This is a genomic window from Paenibacillus sp. 4624 (genome assembly GCF_050435065.1).
GTDB lineage: Bacteria > Bacillota > Bacilli > Paenibacillales > Paenibacillaceae > Paenibacillus > Paenibacillus amylolyticus_D.
Genome location: NZ_JBNDJR010000002.1, coordinates 753,287 through 778,904, shown reverse-complemented (window position 1 = coordinate 778,904; position 25,618 = coordinate 753,287). Strand labels below are relative to the sequence as shown.

Sequence of the window (25,618 nt, the reverse complement as noted above, 5' to 3'; positions counted from 1 at the left end):
TTATAGGTTATTTATTCATCCAGTCCGCAATAGAAAAAGCTGTCAACTTCAAATCATGTTGTACAAACTTATGAAGCTCCTCATTATGAGGTTTGAAAAATTGTTCTAACTGTTTTTTTGTCTCTTCACTTATCTTGCTATATGCACCCTGATTAAAGATATCGAATGTATAGTCATGAGAAGAGATCTTCAAAAAGTTAGACACTTTTTTCATATAATCAGAAGGATTAGATAACAAATCCTCATATTTTAACAATAGAATTTGTTTATTGGGAAAGAGGCTGTACCACTTCTTCAACTGATCGACGTATATTCCTCTACTTAAGTAAGAATAGTGCTGATAATTATAACTGCAATAGAGCGGGTCTGTTTCCATCTTTTCCAGTTCTCCTGCTAGGCGTGCTTCCTCCCTTTCGATCGCTTCTTCAAAAGGTAATGTTTCCCCCAAATTACGTACAGCATGATGATAATGAGAGTAAGCTCGATCTACAGGATTTCGAAGTATAATAATCAACTTGACTTTAGGCAATTTTTCTTTTATTCGCTTCGCACAGCTAGGATGAAAGATATAATAAGGTGAAGCTTCACCTGTGATGTTCTTTCTGCTCTTCCCCAGCTCAGGAAAAGATTTCAAATACCACTCAAAGGACTTGTCATAGTTCAAGTCAAAATAATGTAATTCTTTCTCGATCGCCTGCTCTACCTGAGGATGTTGAGTAAGATAATTGTATAATGAAGTTGTTCCTGCTTTCTGTGCTCCAATAATCAGAAAATCAGGAAGTTTTTTTCGTCTAAAAAACATGCTTATCTCCTCATTGCTTTTTTTGTTTTTTCCAAGATAATAACAGTAAGCAAAACGCCATTTTCCTAAGCCATCCTTGCTTATGAATAGAATAACGATTCAGTACAATTAATCGTTGAATTTTTCCTGTTTCCGGCAATTCCACAAAAGCTTTAACTACACGAGATTGTTCATTGTTGAATTTGTGGATATATTTTTGTTGAAGAGAAGATGCTTGAACTATGAGTTTGTTCAAAGTCTGCCTGGCTGTTCCGTATTTCTTGAAATATGTCTTTATCCCATACCTTTGAGCACCAATACTATTACTCCCGTGCTGGCGATACATTATTGTCGGTTCGTTAATGTGAAAGACACCATCGCTCAAGCTAGCTATAAGTGCAAGCCACCAATCATGCATTATCACATCATCCGGTATATCCACAACCAAATTCTTCAAACCTTCATTAATCATAACTGTGCATCCGGTTACTATATTTTGAATCAATAAATTATTTAATGAGTTTTGAGAAGGATCTAGATATTGATAAGACCAAAAAGAAGGAGCTATTGCCTCTTCGTTTCTCCCAACGACGATTAAATCACTGTGAACCATAAGCGGCCTGCCTGGCCTGTCTTTTTCCAGTTCAAGCATTTTCTCTAAAGTAACCCGAATTTTGTGACTCAACCAAATATCATCCTGATCACAGAACATAACATACTCGGATCTTGATAAGGTTAACAATCTAGAGAAGCTTCCTCGCGCCCCCAAATGATCTTCATCAGTAATGAGTACAATTTTGTCAGGGTATGAATTCATGTAACTAGTAATGATATCAATGGTTGCATCAGATGATCCATCATCCCTAATTATAAGCTTCCAATTACTGTAGTCCTGATCGGTGATTGAACTGATCTGTTGCGCAAGATAGGCTTCTCCGTTGTAAGTTGCCATTAATATATCGACTTTGACTTCGCTGTTCCAGCCCACATCTTCACCTCACTTGCTATCAGTGGGTTTGACCAATTTTTAAGATTCAAGCAGTTGAAAGTGTTCTCTTACTTCCTCTGCACGCATTGTCCAGCTGTTCTCATCAATGAATTGATGTAATTGCTCTTCAGCTAAAAACGGTACTGAAAGAACAGGGATCCTGTCCAAAATTTCAACAAATTCATTATACGTTCCATAAATCTGGATATAATCCGCGAATCTGACTGTTTCCATACTTCTTACAGATATTACAGGCTTATTAAAACTAAGATACTCATAAATTTTGACAGGATCAATGGTATCCAACCAATCCGTCTGTCTAAAAGGGTATAAGCAAACATCAAATTGAGGGATTATCTCTGCCAATTCTTGTTTAGGTACGCTATCAATATAATGAAGATTATCATGATTTATTCGAGGAAGGTTGTTATAGCCTACGATAACAACATGAAAATTCGGGCTATAATTTAATATCAACTGAATTGCCTCATAGTCGAACCAATGATCCACTGCCCCAACGTAACCAAACAATGTAACGTTACTATATCCCTTCAGATTCTTGAGTTTATTAAGAACTTCTGGCTCTTTCTCGCTTCCCCTTTTCCAACACAAACTGGAATCAAGTCCATTCCGTATAAGCTTCACATTATTGGTTTGGACTACGAGATCATCATACAATTGCTTAGAAGAGGCAAAAACGAGATTTGCACGTTGCAAAAGTTTAGATTCATTCTTCAAAATCAGACGTTTTAGAAAGGGATTGGTCGTTAATTGATCATATTTATCCATTTTGTCATATACAATTGGCTTTTTACTATTTAAAATATAGCCATAATAGAGAGGACTGCTGATCCATATAATATCAGCAGCCTGTATAATCGATTGTAGACTTTTTTGCTCATGCCACAAGTTCAAACCCGTAACATCCACTAAATCAAAAAATTTGGGCAAGCGGTATCGACCGTCTGGCCTTACTACTTTTAAAGTATCACTGACTTGATATTCTAAAGGACGACAATCATTGTTACGATGCCTTATCGAATGCAACAAACTGACTGAAGGCTCAATAAAGAAAACGTGATCATGCTTGGAAAATTCCTCAGCTAAGTGTTGCGGACGTTGCTTCAAAAAGGACCAGTGAATGGGCGAAAAATAAGCGATGTTCAACGATATCAAATCCCGTCCCGATATTTATGAGGAAGCCAAGTAGCATTCCACTTCTTCTCGAAATAGCTTTTGTTGCTGTCAAATATCTCCTTGTACTTCTTATCTTCCAATTTTTTGAATGATACACTACCAAAGTGATGAATAAAAACATCCTCAGCACAAGCCAGACTATAACCAGATTGTAGTGCAGCCATGGAATAATCATCATCTTCAAACATGCCAATCCTATAGTTTTCGTCAAGAAAACCAATGGTCTCAAATACCCTCCGTGGAATAACTACGCAGTACATGGCTAAAGCCCTGATTCTGGTATTTAACTCTCCCTTATGCTCAGAAGTATACTGATACGCAAATTGCTCCATATCATTAATCGTATCGTATGAAGTTTTAATCATCGCTTCATTTCCAATGGAGTTCGTTACAGGCCCAAGCAGTCCAAGTTGAGGATCATCATTGAAGTGTTTAATCAAACCTGTTAACCACCCTCGCGTAACAACAGTATCGTTGTTCAGCAAAATGAAAAAATCTCCTTTGGCCTTTTTTAAACCTATGTTATTTCCACCTGCGAATCCATAGTTCGTGTCGTTAAGAATTATGGTTACTTGTTCAACATTTTTTTCAAGCTCTATCAAGTATTCTTTTGTTCCATCAGTAGACATGTTATCAACAATGATTATTTCATAACGAGAATAGGCCGTTTTGTTAATGATGCTATCGATACATTTTTTTGTATACTCCAGCTGATTATATGTCAGGACAATTATTGACACTAGTGGTAAGGATGAGTGTACTGCATCCAAGAAATCTATTCCTCGGTTTTTCCAGTCGTTTGATTCTGCAAATTGTAAGCATTCACTTGCAGGAGCTAGCTCATCATTTCCCTCTAAACACCGATTCACATAATCAAGAAATAAATCATTTTCATTAGTTAGATAGACAAATTTATTTCGGTATGGCATTAATTCAGGGAGTTCAGTGGCTACAATCTTTTTGCCTGCACTCAAATATTCATAAAATTTTACAGGATTGGTCGCTTGAATTAGATCTGTTGAAGTATCAAAAGGAATTAAACATACATCAAACGTTTCCAAGTATCCAGGAAGTTCTTGATATTTCTTTTCGCCCAATAGTTTAATGTTCGAAAAATTAGTTAATCTTTCTTTACCATCAGTAATATCACCGATAATAACAAATTCTACTTCAGGTAAATGAGTAGCCAGAAACTCAACCTTTCCAAAATCGAACCAGTGAGAAACAGCGCCGTAATACCCTACAATTTTATTCTTTTTCGGTTTTCGTTCTGGGCGATAAGCCTTGTTAAATCGGGAATATTCCGTACCATTGCGAACAATAGATATCTGTTCTGAATAATATAAGGCTTTATTCGCCAAATAGTTGGATGAAGCAACGATCAGGTCACTATTTTTAAGTAGTTTAGTTGACGTTTCAGATAAATATGAGTTGGCTGTCTCCTGGAAGCCTGTAAAATCGTCCAAATAATCCGTTACCATACTAAAACCAAATTTCTCTTTTAAGCTATTAGCACTGCTATACCATGTCGGATACTGAACTGTAACAAAGCAATCACGAATACCATACTCTTCAATAATTTTCTCCAGTTGAGTAGTAATAAAGGACATTTCTTCATTACCAACACTATAAATATGCTGTTTGTCAGATCGAAGTGAAACAATCCACTCATTTTCGGATATTTCTTCAATCTTGTTTTCAACATTTGTAAAATTCGCGTTAATATAGAAGACACGATGCCCTTGAGAGGAAAATATCTTTGACAAATGTTGTGGTCGTTGATAACGAAAACTATGGTCAATAATAGATAAGATGATGACATCCATCTTGTTGTAAATACGGTTATAATCAAACCTCGCTTTGAAAGCATGTACAGATTCCTTAGAATCTGCTGGTGGTTTGGATTCAAGTTGGTTCTGGCGAATAGGCAGTGAATCATATGAGTTTAAATTGATCGTGTCAATGACTTGATACAAAGGATTGAAACGATGATCACTAATGTACAACCTTTTATTTCTGCGTTTCAGTAACCAGGCGAAAAACTCCTTCTTCTCTTTATAGCCGCCTCTGATTAATTGATGCTTGACGCGATACATAAAGTGTACAAGTTTAAACATCTTTGTTTTTGACAACTCTATGGAGAGCGCTACCGCTTTTTCCATCGATTGATTTTTTAAGCAGAGCTCTCTGTTTAACAGATCCAATTGAATGTTGGCATCCTCTGCTTCACGTTTATTATCGGTTGCTTCTGTACGCAATTGTATATTCTCCGTTTTGGAATCATTTAACTCCTGTTCCAATTCACGGAGTTCGTTATTAACATTAACGTACTCTAATTGCTGAACATATTTTTGATTGACACTTTTCAGCTCTGTAGCAAGTGCATCATATTGGTGCTGTAACTTTTCATTCGAGTGATTAGCCGCAGAAATTTGATCTTGTAATACTTCTGTCTGTAGCAACTTGTTGTAAGATTGATACGTGAGATAACGTTGCGAGTACTCTTCATCAGTATCAAGAATCAGCTTTTCTAAGTTAACGTACAGATCCATAACGAAACGAGGTGCATATAACGTCAGCTCTTTATAGGAAGACAAACTATGTCTGAGTTCAATTTTAATGCTGTTTCTAACCTGTTCTACAGCTTCATCAGAAAGTTTCAAATCACAAAATTCTACGATTTGCTCAATCTGAATATGTGGATTTTCAATTAAAGCATCATAATTTACAAGTATTCGTTCGCTACCCTTCGTGTAGTGCAATACATTGATCATATAATGATACCATAATGCTACACCGTATTCTTTGGATATATTATTCCGTTTGTTTAACGAGACTGCAATATCTAATGGGTTACGCGAAGAGATTACATACTTTACATTCAAATCTAAAATATCGAAAATTTCCTTCCATAATGGAAGAAACAGGCAAGTTCGTGGGTCCTTCCATCCCCATAAAGTTGATGTCCCGAATTCTTCCTTTACGAGATTTATGAGTTCTTTTTTGTATTCTATGATTTGAGGATCAAGTAGCCAATTTTCAGGCAACGGCAGAAGGCTGTCCCATCCCCGATTAAGAACAGCTAATATCTTTTCATGAATTCCAACAATCTCCTTATGCTCCCAAAAGCCCTCAGGATTGTCTTCTCCATACGAGACATACTTTTCTTCTTCACCAAGATCGATCCCCAAATTATGCAGTGCTCTCATTAATAAGGATGATCCGCTTCTATGCATCCCTAATACACATACTACATTTTTCATCTCACAGTTCACCTTTCAGTTACAATCTCGTCGTTTTCAATTATGTCCCCTGTTGATGCACCAAGCCATCCGAATGCTCGCCATGGATATACTTCAAATAAGAATCACATACTTCTTTCGATGATCCGACTAAAATAATCTTTCCCTTCTCCATCCAAATCACCTTATCCGTCAAAGCTTTTATTTTTTCTATGCTATGCGAAACCAACAATAGTGTTTTACCACTATTCACTATATCAGCGATTTTTTTCTCACTTTTAATTTTAAAGTTCTCGTCACCTACGCTCAGAATTTCATCGATAATTACAATATCCGACTCAAGGTGAGTTGCTATGGCAAATCCCAGTTTTGCCCGCATTCCTGATGAGTAATTTTTAACGGGGTGATGAATAAATGATTCTAACTCCGAGAAGTCAATGATTACTTTAAGCTTGCTGTCCAGATATGCTTTTGACTTCCCAAGAATTGCACCATTCAAATAAATGTTATCCATCCCAGAAAATTCTTCATCAAAACCTGCACCGAGTTCAAGCAAAGGAGCAACACTCCCACTTACATGTACTTGCCCATTAGTTGGTTTAAGCACACCTGATATAACTTTAAGCAAAGTACTTTTCCCCGCTCCATTATGACCGATAATCCCTACTCGCTCACCACGTTTAATTCGCATATTGATGCTATCCAGAGCGCGGAATTCGGTGTATTTCAACTTATTTCTCACAAGGCGTATCATGTAATCCTTTAGACTATCCACCTTTTCATTGGACAATCTGAAGTTTACAGTGACATTATTTAAAATTATATCCGAGTATTCCAAGGGCTTTGCCACCTCTGTTTTTTTATATGTGGAAAATAAATTTATTTTGATTTCGCTCAAATACAAGCACTCCGATTAAAAGACTGATACAAGCCATTACCACACAAATCAGCAGATTCTGCATATCCAGTGGTTGCCCATAATACACTACAGTTCTAAAACCATGAATAAAATGATAAACTGGGTTCCAATCTAATAAAAACTTGTATTTCCCAGGTATAATCTCACTAGGATAAAAAATTGCTGAAGAATACATCAGCGCAGTAATAAGTATCGAATAGATGTGTTCAATATCTCTAAAAAAAACCGTACCTGCTGCTAGGAGTAAACTGATCCCCGCACAAAATACAAACAAGAGGCCAAGATAAATCGGTGAATAGAGAATATACGGTGTAATTTCTGTTCCAGAAGTCAACATGACGACTAACAGAACAAGCAGAGAAATTAAAAAGAATACAAAGTTTGATATAATCGTGGATATGGTAATAATATACTTAGGAATATATATTTTTTTTATTAGATGCTCAGAGGCAATAATAGACGTCATGCCGCTGGTTGTACTCAATGAAAAAAAACTAAACAAGAGCAACCCACTTAAAATATACACAGGCAAGTTGTCGATTGTTCCCTTGAATAATGTCGAAAATACGAACGAAAGTATGATCATGTTCAATAGAGGGTTTACAAAGCTCCATATGATTCCTAAAACTGAACCTTTATACTTTTTTTTAATATCTTTCTTCACTAATAAAGATAATAAATATGAATACTTTTTGAATGTTTTCAAATAAACACTATATTTTTCAATCAACGGTTCCTTACCCCTCTCACTGACTTGCTACCATGTCCCTCTTAAAATTCCCTATTGTACAGTGTAACAAATTAAATCTACTCATGCACTCAATAACTCTAACTTTGTCGAAAGCACTCACTTTAAACAGTAAATAAAAATTGAAAAAAAGATTTTCTCATTTCCAAATGACTTCAATCAATAATTTTTGAGTAAATCTGCCATATCCTCTCCCCTTTGCTCCCATAAGTTTCGGCTGGCTATTATATTTTTAAGATGATCTTCAAGATTACGAGGAGTAACATAAACTCCAAATGCAGGATTCCCCGATTCTCTTGAATCGTCAAGAATTCGAGCTAGTATGAGAGTACCTATCTTTTTAGAAAAATGAGATAAATCATTATAATTAGCGCTACCTTTTAACTCACTCATTGAAATTTCGTTGTATCCTGAGAAGTCCCATATTGGAGCGATACCAACTAACGCTCTTTTCCAATCCTCATAAGCACTCCATAAACCACTCTGCCATAGTTGTTCCAAAAGAATAGCATGAATCGGACTAATATAGATGTATAACTTAATCTGATGTTTCTCACATAATTCTTTAATCTCGGAAACATACTGGATACTATTTTTCGACAAACTATATTTTGAAGGCATCATGTTTAATGTCAATTGGTTGCCATTAGGTGGAAAGATCATCTTCTCATCAAAACTACCATCAGCTAGATATCGGTATTCAGTAAATCTAGACCGACCTTCCAAGTTATCAATCAGTACTTCATAACTATCTTTGAGTGCCCTCTCCGAGAAAAGGGTTGCAAAAATATCTTGAAATGGAACATTCGAATCTATTCTTTTTTGGTTAAAATTTGCGTGAACAGGGTAACTTTCCTCAAATACCTCGAAATCCAGGCCAAGATATACTGTCTTCAATTTCGGGTCACTTTGAATCGAATATTTTAAATATTCATAATTAATGAAAGGCGTTGCCGCGGGCAGACCCAAATTATATGCATTTTCTCCTGTTAATCTTTCAATTACTGCTGGGTCCAGCCTCATAGCTCTGGATGTACCGAGAACGATCGAATCAGGTTGAGTCATTTTAATATGCATCGCTTTAAACATATATGGATCACTATTGATATGTTTGCTGTAATTATACTTTTTTCGAATATCCTGATAAGCTCCATAAGGATCGATGAGGTAATTAACTCCCCCACAGATAACTAACAGTAGGAAAGCTACGCCCATCAAGGAAAAAACCCACCTTTTATATGTCACCACAGTCACGCCCACATTCCCTAAAAGTTAAAATAAAGAAACTCTGATACCTGTGTCAGATGAAGAATCGAGTAAAACAAAATTAATACAACAAAAATAAGCATTGGATAACTCGGCTTGAATTTCTCCATTTTTTCAGCAGTGTTTTTAAATCCCAACACGATGATTAGACTTAAAACAACATAACCTAAAGCTTTATATTTATTTTGCAAAGGTGTGCTTTCAAAACGAATACCAAACTCAGTAAGAGTATTCAAGGGTTCTTGTAATTGTTGCGGTAAAATAAAACCATTCAACCCTAAGAGAGCTTCTAAGAAAGTTGCCGCCTGCTCCAAACTTTCTGTTCTAAAAAACACCAGAATGATATTTATGTAACAAAAAGTTATACCCCATCCAAGTATAATTGGGAGTTTAACACCTAGTTTGGACCACAATCTGTGAACAATAATTCCTCCTCCCATAAGCAACCCCCAAATCATAAAATTCCAGCCGGCGCCATGCCATATTCCACTCAACAGCATTAACAACATTACATTGAAAGACGTTTTGACACTTGTACTCCAGTTGATCCTAAAGCCTCTTCTCGCTTTTTGACTTAGATATCTAATCATAGGGACATATACATATTCATATAGAAATCGTGTTAGTGTAATATGCCATCGAGAGACCATGTCTTGAAAATCACTCGCTTTGTAGGGAGAGTTAAAGTTAATAGGGAGTTTAATATTGAAAAACAAAGCCAATCCAATGGCCATATCAGAGTAACCGCTAAAATCAAAATAAAGTTGAAATGTATACGATAGAATGACTGTCCAAGCATCAAAGAATGACAGTGTACTTAAATTACCTAACCCATCTGCAACTGTAAGGGATAATCTATCAGCCAGAATTACTTTTTTAAACAGACCTATAGAAAAACAGAAAAAGCCCAGCGCAATGTTATGGTAGTTAATTTTAACGTTTGATACACTTTGGAATTGTGGCATCATCACTCTATGATGGACAATCGGCCCCGCTATAAGGTGAGGAAAAAATGTTATAAATAACAAGTAGTTTACTAAACTATAGTTGTCCACTTTGCCTCTGTAACAATCCACTAAATAAGATATTTGTTGAAATGTATAAAAACTGATTGCTAGTGGTAAAGCCAGATTAAGAAGAGGAATATGGAAAGCAAACATTTGATTTACATTCTGTATAATGAAGTCAAGATACTTGTAATAGCCCAATAAACTTAAATTAGATATAATACCTATAACAAGAAGAAATTTACGAGGTCTTTGTATTAATAGTCTTCCAACAATGTAATTCAAGAAGATAGAAAATAAAATAAGAGGTATGTATTTAGTATTCCACATACTATAAAAAAATAACGAACATCCAACGAGCCAGACTCTTGAACCTATCCGTGAAACAAAAGTACTAATAACAAAATATCCTATAAACACAACGGGAAAAAAGAGGAAAATGAATTGTGGTGAATTAAATAACATATCTGCACGTCCTGATTCATAAGTAACTTGAGGTACATTCAGCAAAAAGCAAACTTAAAATACGGATTGCCGGATTCACTCCAACAACCCGTTCAATATTTTATGCGTTTCAGGAATGATTTGAGTAATTCATCAGAAAATCACGAAGTCCTTCGCGCCAATGGCGCAAGTCGGGAAAATCGTTTATTTGAATGGATAAATGATCCATCACCGAATTTCTTGGTCGCGGTGCCGGACGAGGAAATTGTTCTGTTGTGCATGGCTCCAATTCAGTTTGAATGGAAATGTTAGCTACAGCTTTGGCTTCCTCAAAGATGGCCTGTGTAAATTCATACCAGGTGCAAGCCCCCGTATTTGATGCATGATATATTCCATATTTGTCAGTGACCATGAGATCAATTAACAGTCTGGCCAAGTCTACGGTATACGTAGGTGAACCTTTTTGATCGTGGACTACTTGAAGTTTTGGTTTCTCTTGGCCAAGTTTTAGCATTGTTTTGACAAAATTATTGCCATGCAGACCGTACACCCATGATGTTCTAACAATAAACCATTTGGATGAAAACGACTGAACCATCATTTCACCTGCACGTTTAGACTTTCCGTATATGCTCTGTGGATTAGTGTTATCGTATTCCTGATATGGGATGTCATTGTTACCATCAAAAACGTAATCAGTGCTAATATAAATCAGCTTGGCATCCGATTTCTCAGAGGCAAGAGCGATATTACGTGTTCCTAACGCATTAACTTTATACGCCCCAACATGATCTTTCTCTGCAGCATCTACGGCTGTATATGCCGCACAATGAATAACGACTTCAGGATTATAAGAGGAGATAACTTTTTGACACTCAGACTGATCGGTTACATCCAGTTGCTCGCGACTGCAAGCAGCTACACTGTACCCTTCCTTCTGTAATAGTAGAACTATATCTCTACCCATTTGACCAGTAGCACCTGTGACCAACACCTTCACGATACATCTTCTCCCAATCGAAAGCCATATTGTTTCTCATAGTACTGTTGATACGCTCCAGATTGGATCCGGGTCCACCATTCCTTGTTGTCCAGATACCATTGAATTGTTTGTTTAATTCCGGTCTCGAACGTATGTTTCGGCTTCCAGCCTAATTCAGACATTGTTTTCGTTGGATCAATTCCATACCTACGATCATGACCTGGACGATCTTGAACATACTTAATCAAGGATTCAGGTTTACCAAGTTGCTCCAAGATTGTTTCTATAATTTGAATGTTGGTTCTCTCATTATTTCCGCCAATGTTGTACACTTCCCCATTACGCCCCTGATGAATGACTAAGTCAATCGCACTACAGTGATCTTCCACGTATAACCAGTCTCTAATGTTCAATCCATCACCATACACAGGTAGATCTTTGTTTGCAAGTGCATTGGAAATCATGAGAGGTATTAACTTCTCAGGAAACTGATAAGGCCCGTAGTTATTAGAGCATCGAGTGATATTTACTGGCAAATCAAACGTTTCATGATACGCACGAACAAGCAAATCTCCTCCAGCTTTTGAAGCGGAATATGGACTATTCGGCTTCAAAGGCGTTTCTTCTGTAAACAACCCAGTTGGACCTAGTGTACCATATACCTCGTCTGTCGAAACCTGGACAAATTTGGAGACTGCATGTTTCTTGGCAGCTTCCAAAAGAACTTGTGTACCATTTATATTCGTACGAACGAATACATCCGGCTCCAAAATACTCCGGTCAACATGAGACTCTGCCGCGAAGTTTACAATCACATTTACTCCCTGTCCAATCAAACGGTCCATTTCAGATAAATCCGTAATATCCGCTTTAACGAAAGAATGCCTCTTATTCCCTTCAAGTGATTTCAAATTTTCTAGATTTCCTGCATATGTGAGTGTGTCTACGTTAATAATTTCATAGTCAGGATACTGCTGCAACATGTATAATACAAAATTGCTCCCAATAAACCCGGCACCGCCTGTAATTAATAATTTCATTCGACAGAAACCTCCTGTAATTTCTCTATCCGAAAATAAAGTCCATCTCCGCATCTTTAAGCAACGGAAGCTTCTGGTCTTTCTCTGATAAAATCGGATTGGTCATAGGCCAATCTATCTCGAGTGCAGGGTCACTCCATAATATGCCTCGATCATTCTCGGGGGAATAGTATTCGTCTACTTTGTATAATACTTGGGTGTTTGGTACAAGTGTACAAAAGCCATGAGCAAATCCTTTCGGAACTAGCAATTGCCGAAGATTATATTCGCTTAGAATAAAACCTTCCCACTGTCCAAAAGTAGGGGAACCCTGACGAATGTCCACGATGACATCGTAAATTGCACCTGCAATAACACGAATCAACTTTGTTTGAGCCTTGGGGTTACATTGATAGTGCAAACCACGGAGCACGCCCGGTTGCGCAGACAACGATTGATTATCTTGAATAAAATGATGTTTAACTCCGCTTTGTCCCATGCTATCTCTATTATAGCTTTCCAAGAAAAAACCACGGTGATCCCCGTGAACGACTGGCTCAAGCAAAATGGCTCCTTGTAGCTTGGAGGACGTCACCTTCATTTATAATTCCCCTTCATCTATAGTTTTAGCTTTCCAAACTCTTCTCCAAACAAGATTTCTTGAGCCAACTCATTGGCTCGAGCAAGTGAAGAATGTGTTCCCGCATCCGTCCACCAACCGTGCAATATATCAAAACTGAGTTCTCCTTTTTGAATATATGCATTATTTACATCCGTTATTTCAAGTTCTCCTCTTGCCGAGGGTTTTAATGTTTGGATGATATCAAATACTTGGCTATCAAACATATAAATGCCTGTAACGGCATAACTACTCTTCGGTGTTTTAGGTTTTTCTTCAATAGATACGATCTTTGACCCATCAATCTCGGGCACACCAAATCGATTAGGATCAGACACTTGCTGAATGAGAATTTTAGCACCGGTTTGCTGAATCTTAAAGTTTTCAACATACGAGGCAATATCGTCTGCAAAAACGTTATCCCCCAAAATTACAATCATCTGATCTTTACCCACAAAACCTTTAGCAAGACCAAGAGCCTGCGCAATCCCACCAGCCTCATCTTGAACCTTATACGTAAAATTAACTCCAATTTCATTTCCACTACCTAATAAATTCACAACGTCTCCCATGTGTTCCTTACCTGTAACAATCAAGATATCCTCGATCCTCGATTGTTTGAGCTTGTGGACAGCGTGAAAAATCATAGGGTACTTTCCTACAGGAAGAAGATGTTTATTCGTCACTTTAGTTAATGGATATAATCGAGAACCTGTTCCCCCTGCAAGTATTATACCTTTCATGCACTTATCCTCCATTCATTCGCCTTGTTAACTACGGGGCTATGTTTAATTTGATTAGCGGTCTTCGGAATGTAACCTGTTTTTAAAGTAATTTACCGTTTCGTCCCGTTTAGTTACCTCCCCTTGAAGTTGCTCCACCCATCCTTTCAATTTTTCGTTAGTTTCTTTTAGATTTTCTACAGCTAAATCCCTGTACTCCACTTCTTTCTTGAGGTTTTCTACCCATTCGCGATAAGTGTTAACTTCCGCCTGTAGTGAAGCCACTACTTTATCCTTATCCGAGTTCGCATTTTGTAAGTCTTCTAACCACTGCTTATATGTCTTGATATCTTCATTTAGTATAGTCACTGTTTGATCTCGAGCGTTGGTTTCCTCTTTGGCTGCCTCCAGCCATTCACGATACGTTTGATTTTCGCTTAACAATGACTTATGAATCTGATCTCGCTTTCTCAACTCTTCCTTAAGTTTTACAACCAGTTCAGAGTTCGAGAAACGATCATTTTGATTCGGAGGAACAACTTGTTCTATGTTAAAATCGTTCACCAAATCTGAATGTATACTTGAGTAGAGCAGTAATAACTGTTGACCTGGCCAATAATCGGGATCAGTTTCTAAAACAGCAAAATATGCGAGCATAAAATCATTTATTTTCAAAGGGAAACTATCATAATTAAATGAAAAAAAATGTTCTTTAATCCGGTCTTTCTCCTGAAAAGGAACCATAATGATTAAAAATTGTTCTGCATATCGTGCAATCTGGTTAATCCAGGGATAGGGATCCTCAAAATGCTCCAATGTATTTGAAGTAAAAATAATACTGAATTTATTATCGTAATCTTCTAATGACCCATCATAGAATGTATGTTGAGGATAATTTTTTTTCGCATTTTCAATAGCTACCGCTGAAAAATCAAGACCACTCACCTTAATCAGCGGAAACATCTCCTGAATGCAATTCACTCCATCACCTTCGGCACATCCCCAATCCAAAATAGAAAGGCCTCTGTTATATTTAAGCAACTCGATAAATTTTTCAGGTAAATTATTCCAAGCTAAGTTTGTAAAATAATTTGTCTGATCTCTCCCCCCTTTCTCTTTCCAATCATGTGTGAATCTGTTATTCCAGTAACTATCGCTGTTTACCTCCATTTTAATCTCCTCTTTCATGATAAAATATAGGTTCTGACAGTTCCGTTACGATGCCGGAACAGGTATTCAAAATGAACATGTTACAACTAAGGTTCACTTAATTAATTTAATTAACATAAAAGTAAAAGAAATGACTAAGCATATCAAAGGTCAACAAAGTAGGATATGGTAGCTTAGTTGATTCAACTTATGATAAAATATCAAAGTATCTACAAGCAAAGGAGACTTTAATTTTGTCTAATCCAGTATACGGTAAAACCGAGAATGCTCCTCACAGAGCCTCCCCCGGTCTTACTCCTCTCTCATGCTTCCTGACTGTAGGACTTATCTTATTTTTACTCTGGTCAGCGTTCCAAGTTGCGTTATTTAATGGTCAATTGTTGCAATTTGAAGCACCCATTTATTGGGCTGTTGCCATTACGACCCTCCTATTTATATTATGGGTGGCAATCTACTTTAAACAGATGAAGTTAGAAACACAGCAAGATTGGCTCAAAGTAGCCGTTATACTACTCCCTCTTACCTATGTATTATCACTAATTAATGCGGCATCAGAATACTTGGCGAATAATATGATTCTCATCCAATGTATTTATGCCATGATTTTCGTGATGACGATGTACCTGCTTCAAAACAACAAAATCAATCATATCATACAATCTTCCTTAATAGGAATTGCATATGTTATTGTCGGATATGGTTTGTTAAATTGGCTAGGAGCCTTTAGTTTTGCAGGTAAACTAGTTGGATGGTTTTCCGCAGGCGTAATCAATGGTGTATACAACCAGGCGATCTGGAACGACTCCAACGGTGCGAGGCTTGCGTCCGTGTTTCAGTATCCCAATACATACGCAGCATTTCTAATGGCCTTTCTGTTTATTTCCATCTTCAGCATGATTCGTTCCAAAAGAATATTTACACAACTGTTGCATGGCTTCATGCTTGTTCCCATTATCCTGTCATTGCTTCTGACGCTCTCTCGTACAGGACTTGTTATGTTGCCAATCGTATTTGTTATCTTGTTACTTTTGCTTAAACCAACCAAACAAATTCTATGGTTTATCTATTGTGCCGTATCGGCTATTGGCACGCTGTTGGTTTTAAACCCGATTAACACTGCTGGAATTGAACTTCAAAAGCAGTTCACAGGTTCTCTTGCAGCCAAGAGCTGGGCGATCCTTATTGGAGCCTCGCTTGTTGTTGCGTTGTTGTGTTGGGCGATTCAGCGTTTTGTAGCCCCTATGCTGGAAGCCAAGTTTCAATCTTGGTCAGCTCGAAAAGCATCCAGTGTGTGGATTCCGCTAGGTTCTGTAGTTCTAACCGTTGTGATTGCTGTGCTTTTGCTCGGTACGGGCGTACGTAACATTTTGCCGGACAGTATTAGCACACGACTTGAGAATATCAACTTCCAGCAGCACAGTGTGCTCGAGCGTATCACATTCTACAAAGATGCCACGAAACTATTTGCTGATTATCCTGTAATCGGGGCAGGTGGCGGAGCATGGACTGCACTGTATGAAAAATATCAGAACAATCCTTATGTCAGTGCTCAGGCACATAACTTTTTCATGCAATATCTTGTCGAAGTTGGCCTCGTTGGATTTTTAGTATTTATGGCGTTTATACTATATGTTTTCTATCAATATGTACGCTCGTATGTCAGACGGAATGAAGAGGATCGCGAATCACATTTCGTGTACTTTATTCTTTCCATGTCCATCCTCGTGCTGAGTCTTCTTGATTTCAACATGAGTTATGTCTTTATTGGAATGCTGGTATTCCTTGGTCTTGGAGGCATGAGTGCTGCGATTGAGCCTCAACCCACTCGTCGTTTGAAAATGGGAGAAGCTGCGGCACGGGGAGTGTACAGTACAGTTGCTGGAACAGCGATTATTGTGCTTCTCATTATCTCTGTTCGATTCTTACAGGCTAATCATTATGCCATTGAAGGTAATGAACTCGCACGAAGCAGTCAAGATTTCCGGCAAATCAAAGCTCCACTTGACAAGGATTTGTCCATCCGTAGCACACATCCGGACTCATTAATGCTTCTAGCGTCACTTTATCAACAAGGCTACACGCAAACGAAAGATGAGCAATTCTACACAGAAGCCGTGCAATTGTTGCAGCGTGGTCTCGAAGCAGAGCCATATAATAAAGGTATGGTAAAACAACTCATTGGCATATACGAATTGAAGGGTGAAAATGAGCAGGCGTACACACTACGAAAAGAATATGCAAGCAACTATATCTGGGATATGGATTGGTATGAGCAATTGATTAGCCGTTCATTCGATCTGGGGTATCAGGCACTGGGACAAGGGGATACTACAAAAAAGAATGCTTATTTCTCTTCGGGAATTGAGGCATACCAGCATGTAGTAGATGGAGTGGAGCACCTTAAAACTCTCCCTAAAGGACAGCTTCAAGGTCAGCCATTCCAGGTCACTCCAACGATGATTCTCAATGCTGGGAAAATGAAGTATATGTCCAACGACCTTCCAGGAGCTACCGCTGTACTTAAAACGGGAATTGCCGAAGATCTGACGGATGCGACAAATCGTGAAATTGCTCGTTGGTACCTCGCTTCGCTCAAACGAGAATTTAAAATGGACGAGGCTCTATATAATAAACTGATTGCCATCTCATCTAGTGAAGCAGACGAAATAAAACGAATCGCTGAATTAACTTTTAATTAGAATCATCCACACTTGTTGTTATGGTGTTATATAAAAAAGGTTTGCCTCATAAGGCAAACCTTTTTTTGTCCAGTTCTTAGTAGAAACGTTCTAAAGAAATAGCAGATTGATAACTTAAGTATAGGAACAAATTCATTAATCAGTCTGATACCACGATGTCTTTCAAATACTTCAGCAAATCCTCCCGCAGATCAGGTCGCTGGAGTGCATAGTGAATGGATGTTTCAATGAAACCTAGTTTCTCACCCACATCATGGCGCAAGCCATCAAAATGATACGCGAGAATCTGTCTTTGCTCATTCAGACGGGATAAAGCATCGGTCAACTGAATCTCTCCGCCTACACCGGCAGACTGCCTGCCCAAGATTTCGAAAATATCGGGAGTAAGAATGTAACGGCCCATGATCGCCAGATTCGAAGGAGAATCCTCCGTTTTCGGCTTTTCAATCAAACGACGTGCACGGAAGACACGTTCATCCGTACGAGTTAGCAACTCTCCATCGATAATACCGTAACGGGATACTTCACTCCAATCGACAGGTTGCACGCCGACAATCGGGGACTGCAGTTCGTCATAGACTTCCATCATCTGTTGCAAACAAGGCTTGTCAGATTCTACGATATCGTCCCCGAGCAGGACGGCAAAAGGCTCGTTACCAATGAACTTGCGAGCACACCAGATCGCGTGACCAAGTCCTTTCGGTTCCTTTTGCCGGATATAATGAATGTCAGCCATATCGGAAGGTTTACGCACTTCGTTCAGCAGATCCCACTTCTGTTTGTCTGCGAGATTCTGTTCAAGTTCAAAGGAATAATCAAAGTGGTCCTCGATCGCTCGTTTCCCTTTCCCTGTCACGATAATAATATCTTCAATCCCAGAGGCAACGGCTTCCTCAATAATATATTGAATGGTCGGCTTGTCCACGATGGGCAACATTTCTTTCGGCATGGCCTTGGTAGCAGGCAGAAACCGGGTTCCCAGTCCGGCGGCTGGAATAATCGCTTTGCGGATACGTATAGGAAACACTCCTTTGGCTGGATCAATAAGGTATAGATATAATAGGACAAATGGATTAAATAAACAATGAATCAGGTTAGCAAAAGTGGTGCATTTCTCTATACATTACCACAATTTATTGGCAATTGTTGTATAAAAATCAAGTTTGCCCTACACCATCAACAACTCGCGAATATCCTGCTCGGATAATGTCGTTGATCCTCCATCGCCCGGTTCAATCACCTCGGCAATCAAGTCCTTTTTCCGCTGTTGCAACTCCAGAATTTTTTCTTCAATAGTCCCCTCCGTCACTAGGCGGATCACCTGAACGACTTGTTTCTGCCCCATCCGATGGGCTCGTCCAATCGCCTGTTCCTCCACCGCGGGATTCCACCACAAATCATACAATATGACGGTATCGGCTCCCGTCAGGTTCAGCCCGGTTCCTCCAGCCTTGAGCGAGATCAGAAACAGTTCGGCTTCTCCCTCATTAAACCTGCGGCACATGTCCACACGACTCTGGGCAGGGGTTTGTCCATCCAGATAAAACAAGCTGTTCCCTTGTGCCGAAAGGGTCTGACGAATGAGATTAAGCATACTTGCAAACTGGGAGAAAATCAGAATACGTTTGCCAGCAGCCAGACAGTCTTGGACAGTCTCCAGCAGCTGCTCCATTTTCCCGGAATCCCCTTGATATCCGTCCACAAATAGTGCCGGGTGACAACATAACTGACGCAGGCGAGTGATACCGGCCAAAATTTTAATCCGATTTTTCTGGAAACCGTTATCTTCCATGTCCTTAGTGGTCTCATCCTGAAGCTGAGAGAGATACGCTGCATATAGCTTTTTCTGTTCCACCGTCAGCTCAGAGCGTTGTACTGTCTCAATCCGATCTGGCAATTCTTCCAATACATCTTTCTTCAAGCGACGGAGAATGAACGGACGTACCATGCGCGAGATGCGTTCTGGCGGCAAGTCACGAAATCTTCTGTAGCTCGGGAATAAACCCGGAAATACGGCTTCAAAAATAGACCACAGTTCATCCAGTGAATTCTCAACGGGTGTACCTGTGAGGGCAAAGCGGCGCGGCGCCTGAATCTGTTTGACGGCTTGCGCTGTCTGGGACGATGCATTTTTGACTGCCTGTGCCTCGTCCAGAATCAGGGTATGAAAAGTTCTTCCCAAATACGTATCCAGATCACGTCGTAGCAACGGATACGATGTCACGATGACATCCGCTTTGTCCATATCCGCCAGCATGCTGGCACGTTCATCTTTTTGCCCTGCGGCGATTAAGACGTTCAGATGCGGAGCAAACCGTGCAAACTCATTCGCCCAGTTGTAAGTTAGTGAAGCCGGTGCAACAACCAATACCGGCGGATGTGTCATTCGCGTGCGAATGGTCAGCCCGTCTTGTTGCGAGGTGTGCCATGCATCATCTATCGTTCCAGTGGCATTGGCCAAGTAAGCCTGCTGAGACCCATTCATGTTCCAATCATTAGAGATGGTATTGTCTGTATCAGCTGGCAACCCTGCCTCTTGTCCCTGTTCATACACAGGTCTCTCCCGTAACGAAGCTGTGATGTAGGCGATGCTTTGTAGCGTTTTGCCCAGTCCCATATCATCGGCCAGGATACCGCCAAATCGGTAATGTGCGAGCGTACGAAGCCACTGATACCCGCTCATCTGGTAATCCCGCAGCACAGGCGCCAGCATCTGTGGTAACGGAAAGTCCATCCGGTCAGGATCACGCAGATCATCAAGGAAACGTTTGAGCGAGCCTCCCCATTTCACATGACCGGAAACCTCATCTCTGCCCGGAAGTTGCAACGCTCTCACAGCAGGCAACCGGATATGGCTGCTCTGGATATCCTTTGCTTCCAGTCCAAGCGCGTCAGCCATGTGAGCGAAGCTGCTCGCGCCATCATTTTCAAGTGACAGAAAGACACCGCTTCGCAGGCGGAAGAAAGCTTTCTTTTCCACAATGCTGCGCATCAGTTCTTGCAACTCCTGCTCGTCGACTCCCTCCATCTCGAAGGAAATCTCCAGCCAGTCCAGTCCTCTTCCCAGGTCAGCGCGAACCTTCGGCGGTACCGGGTACGTTGGCATCATCGCTTTCACAGCATTCGGCATATAGATAGCGGCCAGCTTCTCAAGCTCGGGCAACAGGTGATACATCACATCATAGATGGCGTCCTCACGTTCGCTTGCCCAGACACTTCCCTCCCGCTCCAGAAAAGAACGATCCAGTCTCTCGATGAGATTGCGTTCCTTGAAGCGGTCGCGGATCAAGATGACTTTCTTTTCTTCCTCGTTAATCAAATACTCTGCCAATGGGTTAATGACCATGACGCCATAATCGAATTCCAGACGTGCTGTAATGCGTTCCCTGTAAAAGTCGATATACAGTTTCGGTGACAACTCGGGTTCGGCAATCTGTTCGCGCACACGGGAATCAATCGACAAATGCCCCAACGTCCGCAGTTCCGGTACAACATGCTGCACAAACTCATCCACCTGCTGTGCCGAGATATCAATGCTTTCTTTAATACCGTAGGATGTGAGCGCACGGTTCAGGTCCTCCAGACTTCTCATCTGCGTCGGTTCTAACATATAGAACTGCCCCTCGACGACTGCCGCATCATAGGCCGGAAGCAGGATCAACTCACGCAGTCCTGACACCTCCAGCTGATACCCTTCATTCGCCCCCTCTGCGATCCGGTAAAATAGTGGCAATGCTCCCTCGCTCAGGGTCAGTGGTCCGTTCGCTAGGCCCGTGCCCTCCATGCGGCTATCCGCTTGCATAAGCAACTCCAGCAGTGGCTTCCAGACAATTGGAGCGATCAGGATATCGCGACCGTCCGAAGCACCCAAATACCCCGAAATGGACTCACGGTATGCCTCTTCACTCTGTCTCATACGAATGAGCATGGAAAGAATAGCCTGATCTTCAGCCCTAAACACATGTAGCAGCGGATCATAATGAAACAGCTTGGTGAAGGACATGGGCTCGCCCTTTTCAATACAGTTCAGGAACTGCTTGACCTTCTGCACGACATAGAGCCGTTTGTTGCCCACTTTTAATTCAAGTGCCAGCTTGGCTCCACCTTTATGAACATGTACCAGTTTGCATATAAACTGTACCTGCAATTCTTCTCGCAGCATGGAGCGGGTAACCGGTGCTGTATATTTTTGCTCCCGTTCATGTGGCAATCTGCGATCCTTCGCAAACATGGATAAAATCTGGTCTGCCGTACGGTAGGACGGTTTATCCGCAGAGCGGCCCCAGCCTGAGGCTGAACTTGGGCGACCTGCCTGTGCAAAAGGGGAGGGAGACAACGTCTGCGGCTTGTGCTGCTGCGAATGATGCGGATGCTCCGATTGTTGACCTAGTGCTGTAGATATGGGAGATTCGATGCTCGCACGGTGGGACACCGCTGATAGTTCAGAGGGGACATGCCCGTTCTCGCCTGGTAACGCCGATGATCTACCCGATGAAGCCTTTGATGAAAAAGAGGAAGAACCTGCGGATTTGGATGGAGATGGCATTGAAGTTGAATAAGGCCGCTCCCATGTCTCTTCTTCGACCAATGTACCTACTTTTGAATTCGTTCCTCTGCCACCCGACAGTTCTGGTGTATCCTCACGTTCATGAATAGCAAGCAGGACAGCCGCGATATGTTTGCAATAGTCATAATAGTTGCCGTATGCAGGGCAGTTGCAGTTCGCTTCAATTTCTCCCGCATCGTCCAGATCCACCTTCACTTCGTAGGCTTCTGTCCCCCGAACAACGGCTTGATAATGACGACCGTCCTCACTTACAACGAGCTTGCCAATCCTCCCAGACTGTTGATATTCTTCACCGTGTTTGAATGCCGTGACCCCGCACAGCAATTTAATATCCATCATTGAAAATGGAGCCACGCTTCACACCTCCTTGGTTGCCGATGCCGCTTATTATAGAAAAAACCCCAAGAGCTCCGTAAAGCAGAGATTGGGGTTGCTCCGTTTATTTAACCAATTGACCGCGTGTAACGCCCAGCTGGTTCGTTGCTTTCAGCGTCTTCCATACTTGTGTACCGCTGATCTCGCCGCGCAGTGCACGGTTATACAGATCAATAACTTCCTTCACCTGCTCCGGTGTCTCTTCCAGGAACTCTACCCGGTAGCGGGATACACCTAGATCCATAAAGTTGGTCAGGTACTCTGCACCTGACTGCTCCACGGCGTTATATACCGTGTTACGGCAGCCTTCATCCACACGTACCGGGTGAGACATACCAATTCGGTCTTGCAGGGATGCCCGTTTTTCTTCGCAAGGACGTCCACAGTTCGTATAGTCCGTTCCTTCACTCATAAACGTACAGTATACACAGTGCTCCGTGTGGAACATCGGCAGATGCTGATGGATGACCACCTCGGTCTGACTTGTACGGGAGTTACCGAGCAAATCAACCATTTGCTGAATGTTCAGGTCATACGATGGTGTAATCCAGTCGCAACCTGCCTCAAGGAACAGTTCCACTGCCTTATGGTTGGCGATGTTCAAGGAGAAGTCCCCGATCAGTTGCGGATGCTTCGCGTCCGGGTTCATTCTACGGTGACGCAGGTAGAAGTACAACGCACCTGTATTACGAACGAGCACCGCATCCGGCTCCAAACGCAAGATATTGTTGTGATAGCCGTTTTCGCCAGGCATATGAATACGCGGCGTAGCCAGCGCGATTTTGCGGCCTGCGGCATGTACAGCTTCCACCGCTGCCGGGAACTGCTTGATGAACTCGAAGTCGGCGTAGATCATGCCGACGCCAGCTTCCAGCGCTGCCTCCACTTGTGGCAGGCTGCGGCACAGCGCGGTCAGCTCTGCTTGACCGCGAGCCACTGGCGATGCCGGTTGTACCGCATCGCCGTACACGTCCACCGCCCGTTTCACGTAGACGGGCGGTTTCGGGCGCTCGCCCGCGAGTTGTTCGACCGCCTGACGGCGAATATTGTTCAACTCGCGCATCGGGATGATGACGTCACCGTGCAGATTGACGTCCAGTTCCTCCAGCTGGAACACGGTGCCCCCGAGACGTCCGAATTGCTCCTCGAGCAATTCATGGGTCATCGGACGTTTCTGGGCAATGTCCAGTTCCATCTCCGAATCCACGCGCACGGTTGTTCCCTTCTGCACGTCGGTCCACCACGTGCTGAGCGGTTGGCCCGGGCTGCCGATGACTTTCACTTTGACCGGGAAGACACGGTACGGCTTATCGGTCTCAAAGCTTTGACGCAGACGTTTGTCAAGCGCAGGATCATTGGTTTTCCATACCTTATCGCCGACTTTCACACGACGTAGATCCACATCACTGCGGCCTGGCACGATGTCCACGATCCAGCCTTCGCCGGCTTCGCCTTCGATCTTCACACCTTTGCGGCGTACATCATATACACGTCCGCCCTCTTCTTTTTTCGTTGGATCACCAGCGTCAAACACGATGCCGTCTCCACGTTTCACGGGTGCATCCAGTTTCAGAACCACACCATCACGCAGCACTTGGTCTACACGACCAAGGTAAACGCCGCGGCTTTTCGGGAACGTTCCGTCTACCAGCTGTTTGTTGTTCGTGCCGTCCAGGAAACCATGTGTAAATCCACGCGAGAAGCTCTGTTGCAATTCACGAATCTCTTCCTTGCTTGCGCGTGTACTGTCACCGTCAAAATAACGGTCAATGGCTTTACGATATTTGCTAACTACGTTCGCCACGTACTCTGGCGTTTTGAGTCGACCTTCAATTTTGAAAGACGTTACGCCCGCTTCAATCAATTCCGGCATGATATCAATGGCTGCCAGATCTTTTGGCGATAACAGATACGCGACATCCCCCATCGGCTGGTGAACACCATCCACCATCAGATCGTACGGCAGACGGCACGCCTGCGCACATTCTCCACGGTTCGCGGAACGACCGCCCCACATTTCGGAAGTCAGACACTGACCCGAATAGGACACGCAGAGTGCACCATGCACGAATACTTCCATCGGAAGTTTCGCTTGATCACCAATCTTTTGGATCTGTTTCAGATTGTTTTCCCGTCCAAGTACGACACGCTCCATGTCAAACGGCTTGGTAAACTCCACCGCTTCAGGCGACGTAATCGTCATCTGCGTGGAACCGTGAATCGGGAAATCCGGTGAAATCTCACGAATCATTTTGACCAGACCCAGATCCTGTACGATTACAGCATCCACACCGGCATCTACGCAGGCATCGATGAGTTCTTTGGCATCTTTCAATTCATTTTCAAAGATCAATATATTAAAGGTCAGGAACCCTTTCACGCCATAACTGTGCAAAAACGCCATAATCTCCGGCAGCTCGTCCATACGGAAATTGTTCGCTCGAGCCCGTGCATTAAACTTTTCGACCCCGAAGAAAATCGCATCCGCCCCGTTGGCTACCGCCGAACGCATGCAATCCCAGTCCCCAGCAGGTGCCAGAAGCTCAACGTCTTCTCTTCGTATTGTTGCTGTTTTCATGTAGATCCTCCCCATACCGGCCTACGCCGGTGTTCTTCCCTTGGTACCTGTATTTCGGTACGCCTGCATTGCTGTCAACGTCAAGTATCGCTATATCTATACATTATGTCTGTATTGCCTGAAATCCAAGCCTACAGTCTCTCTATTTCTCAAATCAGCAGTAATAACTCCTGAACTAGTATAGTGTACCACTTCTGCACCGACTCTTCTACGGTTTCCTGAAAAAACCGTTTGTCATTTTCATCATTTTTCCATAGGCATTCCACTCATCCTCATCACATTTCCTCTTCCCCCA

Annotated in this window: 17 protein-coding genes; 1 reads left to right on the top strand and 16 read right to left on the bottom strand. The window is 41.6% G+C overall.

Annotated elements, in window-relative coordinates; all coding sequences use genetic code 11:
* Positions 1–7: 7 nt before the first annotated feature.
* The 13 genes from ABIE27_RS07610 to ABIE27_RS07550 all read right to left on the bottom strand — a co-directional run bounded on the left by ABIE27_RS07610 (position 8) and on the right by ABIE27_RS07550 (position 15,122).
* On the bottom strand, positions 8–802 hold the full coding sequence (locus ABIE27_RS07610; RefSeq protein WP_429350233.1) for a sulfotransferase domain-containing protein: 795 nt from the start codon (positions 800–802) through the stop codon (positions 8–10).
* A gap of 10 nt (positions 803–812) precedes the next feature.
* The gene (locus ABIE27_RS07605) at positions 813–1,769 is read right to left on the bottom strand and encodes a glycosyltransferase family 2 protein (RefSeq protein WP_429350232.1); all 957 of its coding nucleotides are present in this window, start codon (positions 1,767–1,769) and stop codon (positions 813–815) included.
* 39 nt (positions 1,770–1,808) lie between these two features.
* Entirely contained in the window at positions 1,809–2,936 is a 1,128-nt protein-coding gene (locus ABIE27_RS07600) for a hypothetical protein (RefSeq protein ID WP_429350231.1), read from the bottom strand.
* A 5-nt stretch (positions 2,937–2,941) separates the two neighbouring features.
* A complete protein-coding gene (locus tag ABIE27_RS07595) occupies positions 2,942–6,229 on the bottom strand; it encodes a glycosyltransferase (RefSeq protein ID WP_429350230.1) in 3,288 nt (1,095 codons plus the stop codon).
* A gap of 40 nt (positions 6,230–6,269) precedes the next feature.
* Positions 6,270–7,106 carry an ABC transporter ATP-binding protein gene (locus ABIE27_RS07590; RefSeq protein WP_429350229.1) on the bottom strand — a complete coding sequence of 279 codons (837 nt, stop codon included), beginning with the start codon at positions 7,104–7,106 and terminating at the stop codon, positions 6,270–6,272.
* Positions 7,069–7,857 carry an ABC transporter permease gene (locus ABIE27_RS07585; RefSeq protein WP_429350228.1) on the bottom strand — a complete coding sequence of 263 codons (789 nt, stop codon included), beginning with the start codon at positions 7,855–7,857 and terminating at the stop codon, positions 7,069–7,071. The genes ABIE27_RS07590 and ABIE27_RS07585 overlap by 38 nt, the downstream gene beginning before the upstream one ends.
* A 177-nt stretch (positions 7,858–8,034) precedes the next feature.
* Positions 8,035–9,093 (bottom strand): hypothetical protein, encoded by a 1,059-nt coding sequence (locus ABIE27_RS07580; protein WP_429350227.1) that lies wholly within the window; start codon positions 9,091–9,093, stop codon positions 8,035–8,037.
* Between the two features lie 47 nt (positions 9,094–9,140).
* Complete coding sequence (locus ABIE27_RS07575; protein ID WP_429350226.1) at positions 9,141–10,658, bottom strand: MBOAT family O-acyltransferase; 1,518 nt, start codon at positions 10,656–10,658, stop codon at positions 9,141–9,143.
* 64 nt (positions 10,659–10,722) lie between these two features.
* Entirely contained in the window at positions 10,723–11,592 is an 870-nt protein-coding gene (rfbD, locus tag ABIE27_RS07570) for a dTDP-4-dehydrorhamnose reductase (RefSeq protein ID WP_429350225.1), read from the bottom strand.
* Complete coding sequence (rfbB, locus tag ABIE27_RS07565; RefSeq protein WP_429350224.1) at positions 11,589–12,614, bottom strand: dTDP-glucose 4,6-dehydratase; 1,026 nt, start codon at positions 12,612–12,614, stop codon at positions 11,589–11,591. Before rfbB ends, rfbD begins: the two co-directional genes overlap by 4 nt.
* Before the next feature lie 25 nt (positions 12,615–12,639).
* Complete coding sequence (gene rfbC, locus ABIE27_RS07560) at positions 12,640–13,194, bottom strand: dTDP-4-dehydrorhamnose 3,5-epimerase (RefSeq protein WP_429350223.1); 555 nt, start codon at positions 13,192–13,194, stop codon at positions 12,640–12,642.
* 17 nt (positions 13,195–13,211) lie between these two features.
* The gene (locus ABIE27_RS07555) at positions 13,212–13,955 is read right to left on the bottom strand and encodes a sugar phosphate nucleotidyltransferase (protein WP_429350222.1); all 744 of its coding nucleotides are present in this window, start codon (positions 13,953–13,955) and stop codon (positions 13,212–13,214) included.
* 54 nt (positions 13,956–14,009) lie between these two features.
* On the bottom strand, positions 14,010–15,122 hold the full coding sequence (locus ABIE27_RS07550) for a methyltransferase domain-containing protein (protein ID WP_429350221.1): 1,113 nt from the start codon (positions 15,120–15,122) through the stop codon (positions 14,010–14,012).
* Positions 15,123–15,337: 215 nt separating this feature from the next.
* Between ABIE27_RS07550 and ABIE27_RS07545 the strand changes: the two genes are divergently transcribed.
* Complete coding sequence (locus ABIE27_RS07545) at positions 15,338–17,803, top strand: O-antigen ligase family protein (RefSeq protein ID WP_429350220.1); 2,466 nt, start codon at positions 15,338–15,340, stop codon at positions 17,801–17,803.
* Positions 17,804–17,942: 139 nt separating this feature from the next.
* Here the strand turns inward: ABIE27_RS07545 and galU are convergent, their stop codons facing one another.
* From galU to ABIE27_RS07530, 3 genes are all read right to left on the bottom strand, one after another.
* Complete coding sequence (galU, locus tag ABIE27_RS07540; protein ID WP_123065436.1) at positions 17,943–18,821, bottom strand: UTP--glucose-1-phosphate uridylyltransferase GalU; 879 nt, start codon at positions 18,819–18,821, stop codon at positions 17,943–17,945.
* Positions 18,822–18,971: 150 nt separating this feature from the next.
* On the bottom strand, positions 18,972–22,724 hold the full coding sequence (locus ABIE27_RS07535) for an SNF2 helicase associated domain-containing protein (protein WP_429350219.1): 3,753 nt from the start codon (positions 22,722–22,724) through the stop codon (positions 18,972–18,974).
* A gap of 85 nt (positions 22,725–22,809) precedes the next feature.
* Positions 22,810–25,323, bottom strand: a complete 2,514-nt coding sequence (locus ABIE27_RS07530; protein WP_123065394.1) for a U32 family peptidase — start codon at positions 25,321–25,323, stop codon at positions 22,810–22,812.
* Positions 25,324–25,618: the final 295 nt, after the last annotated feature.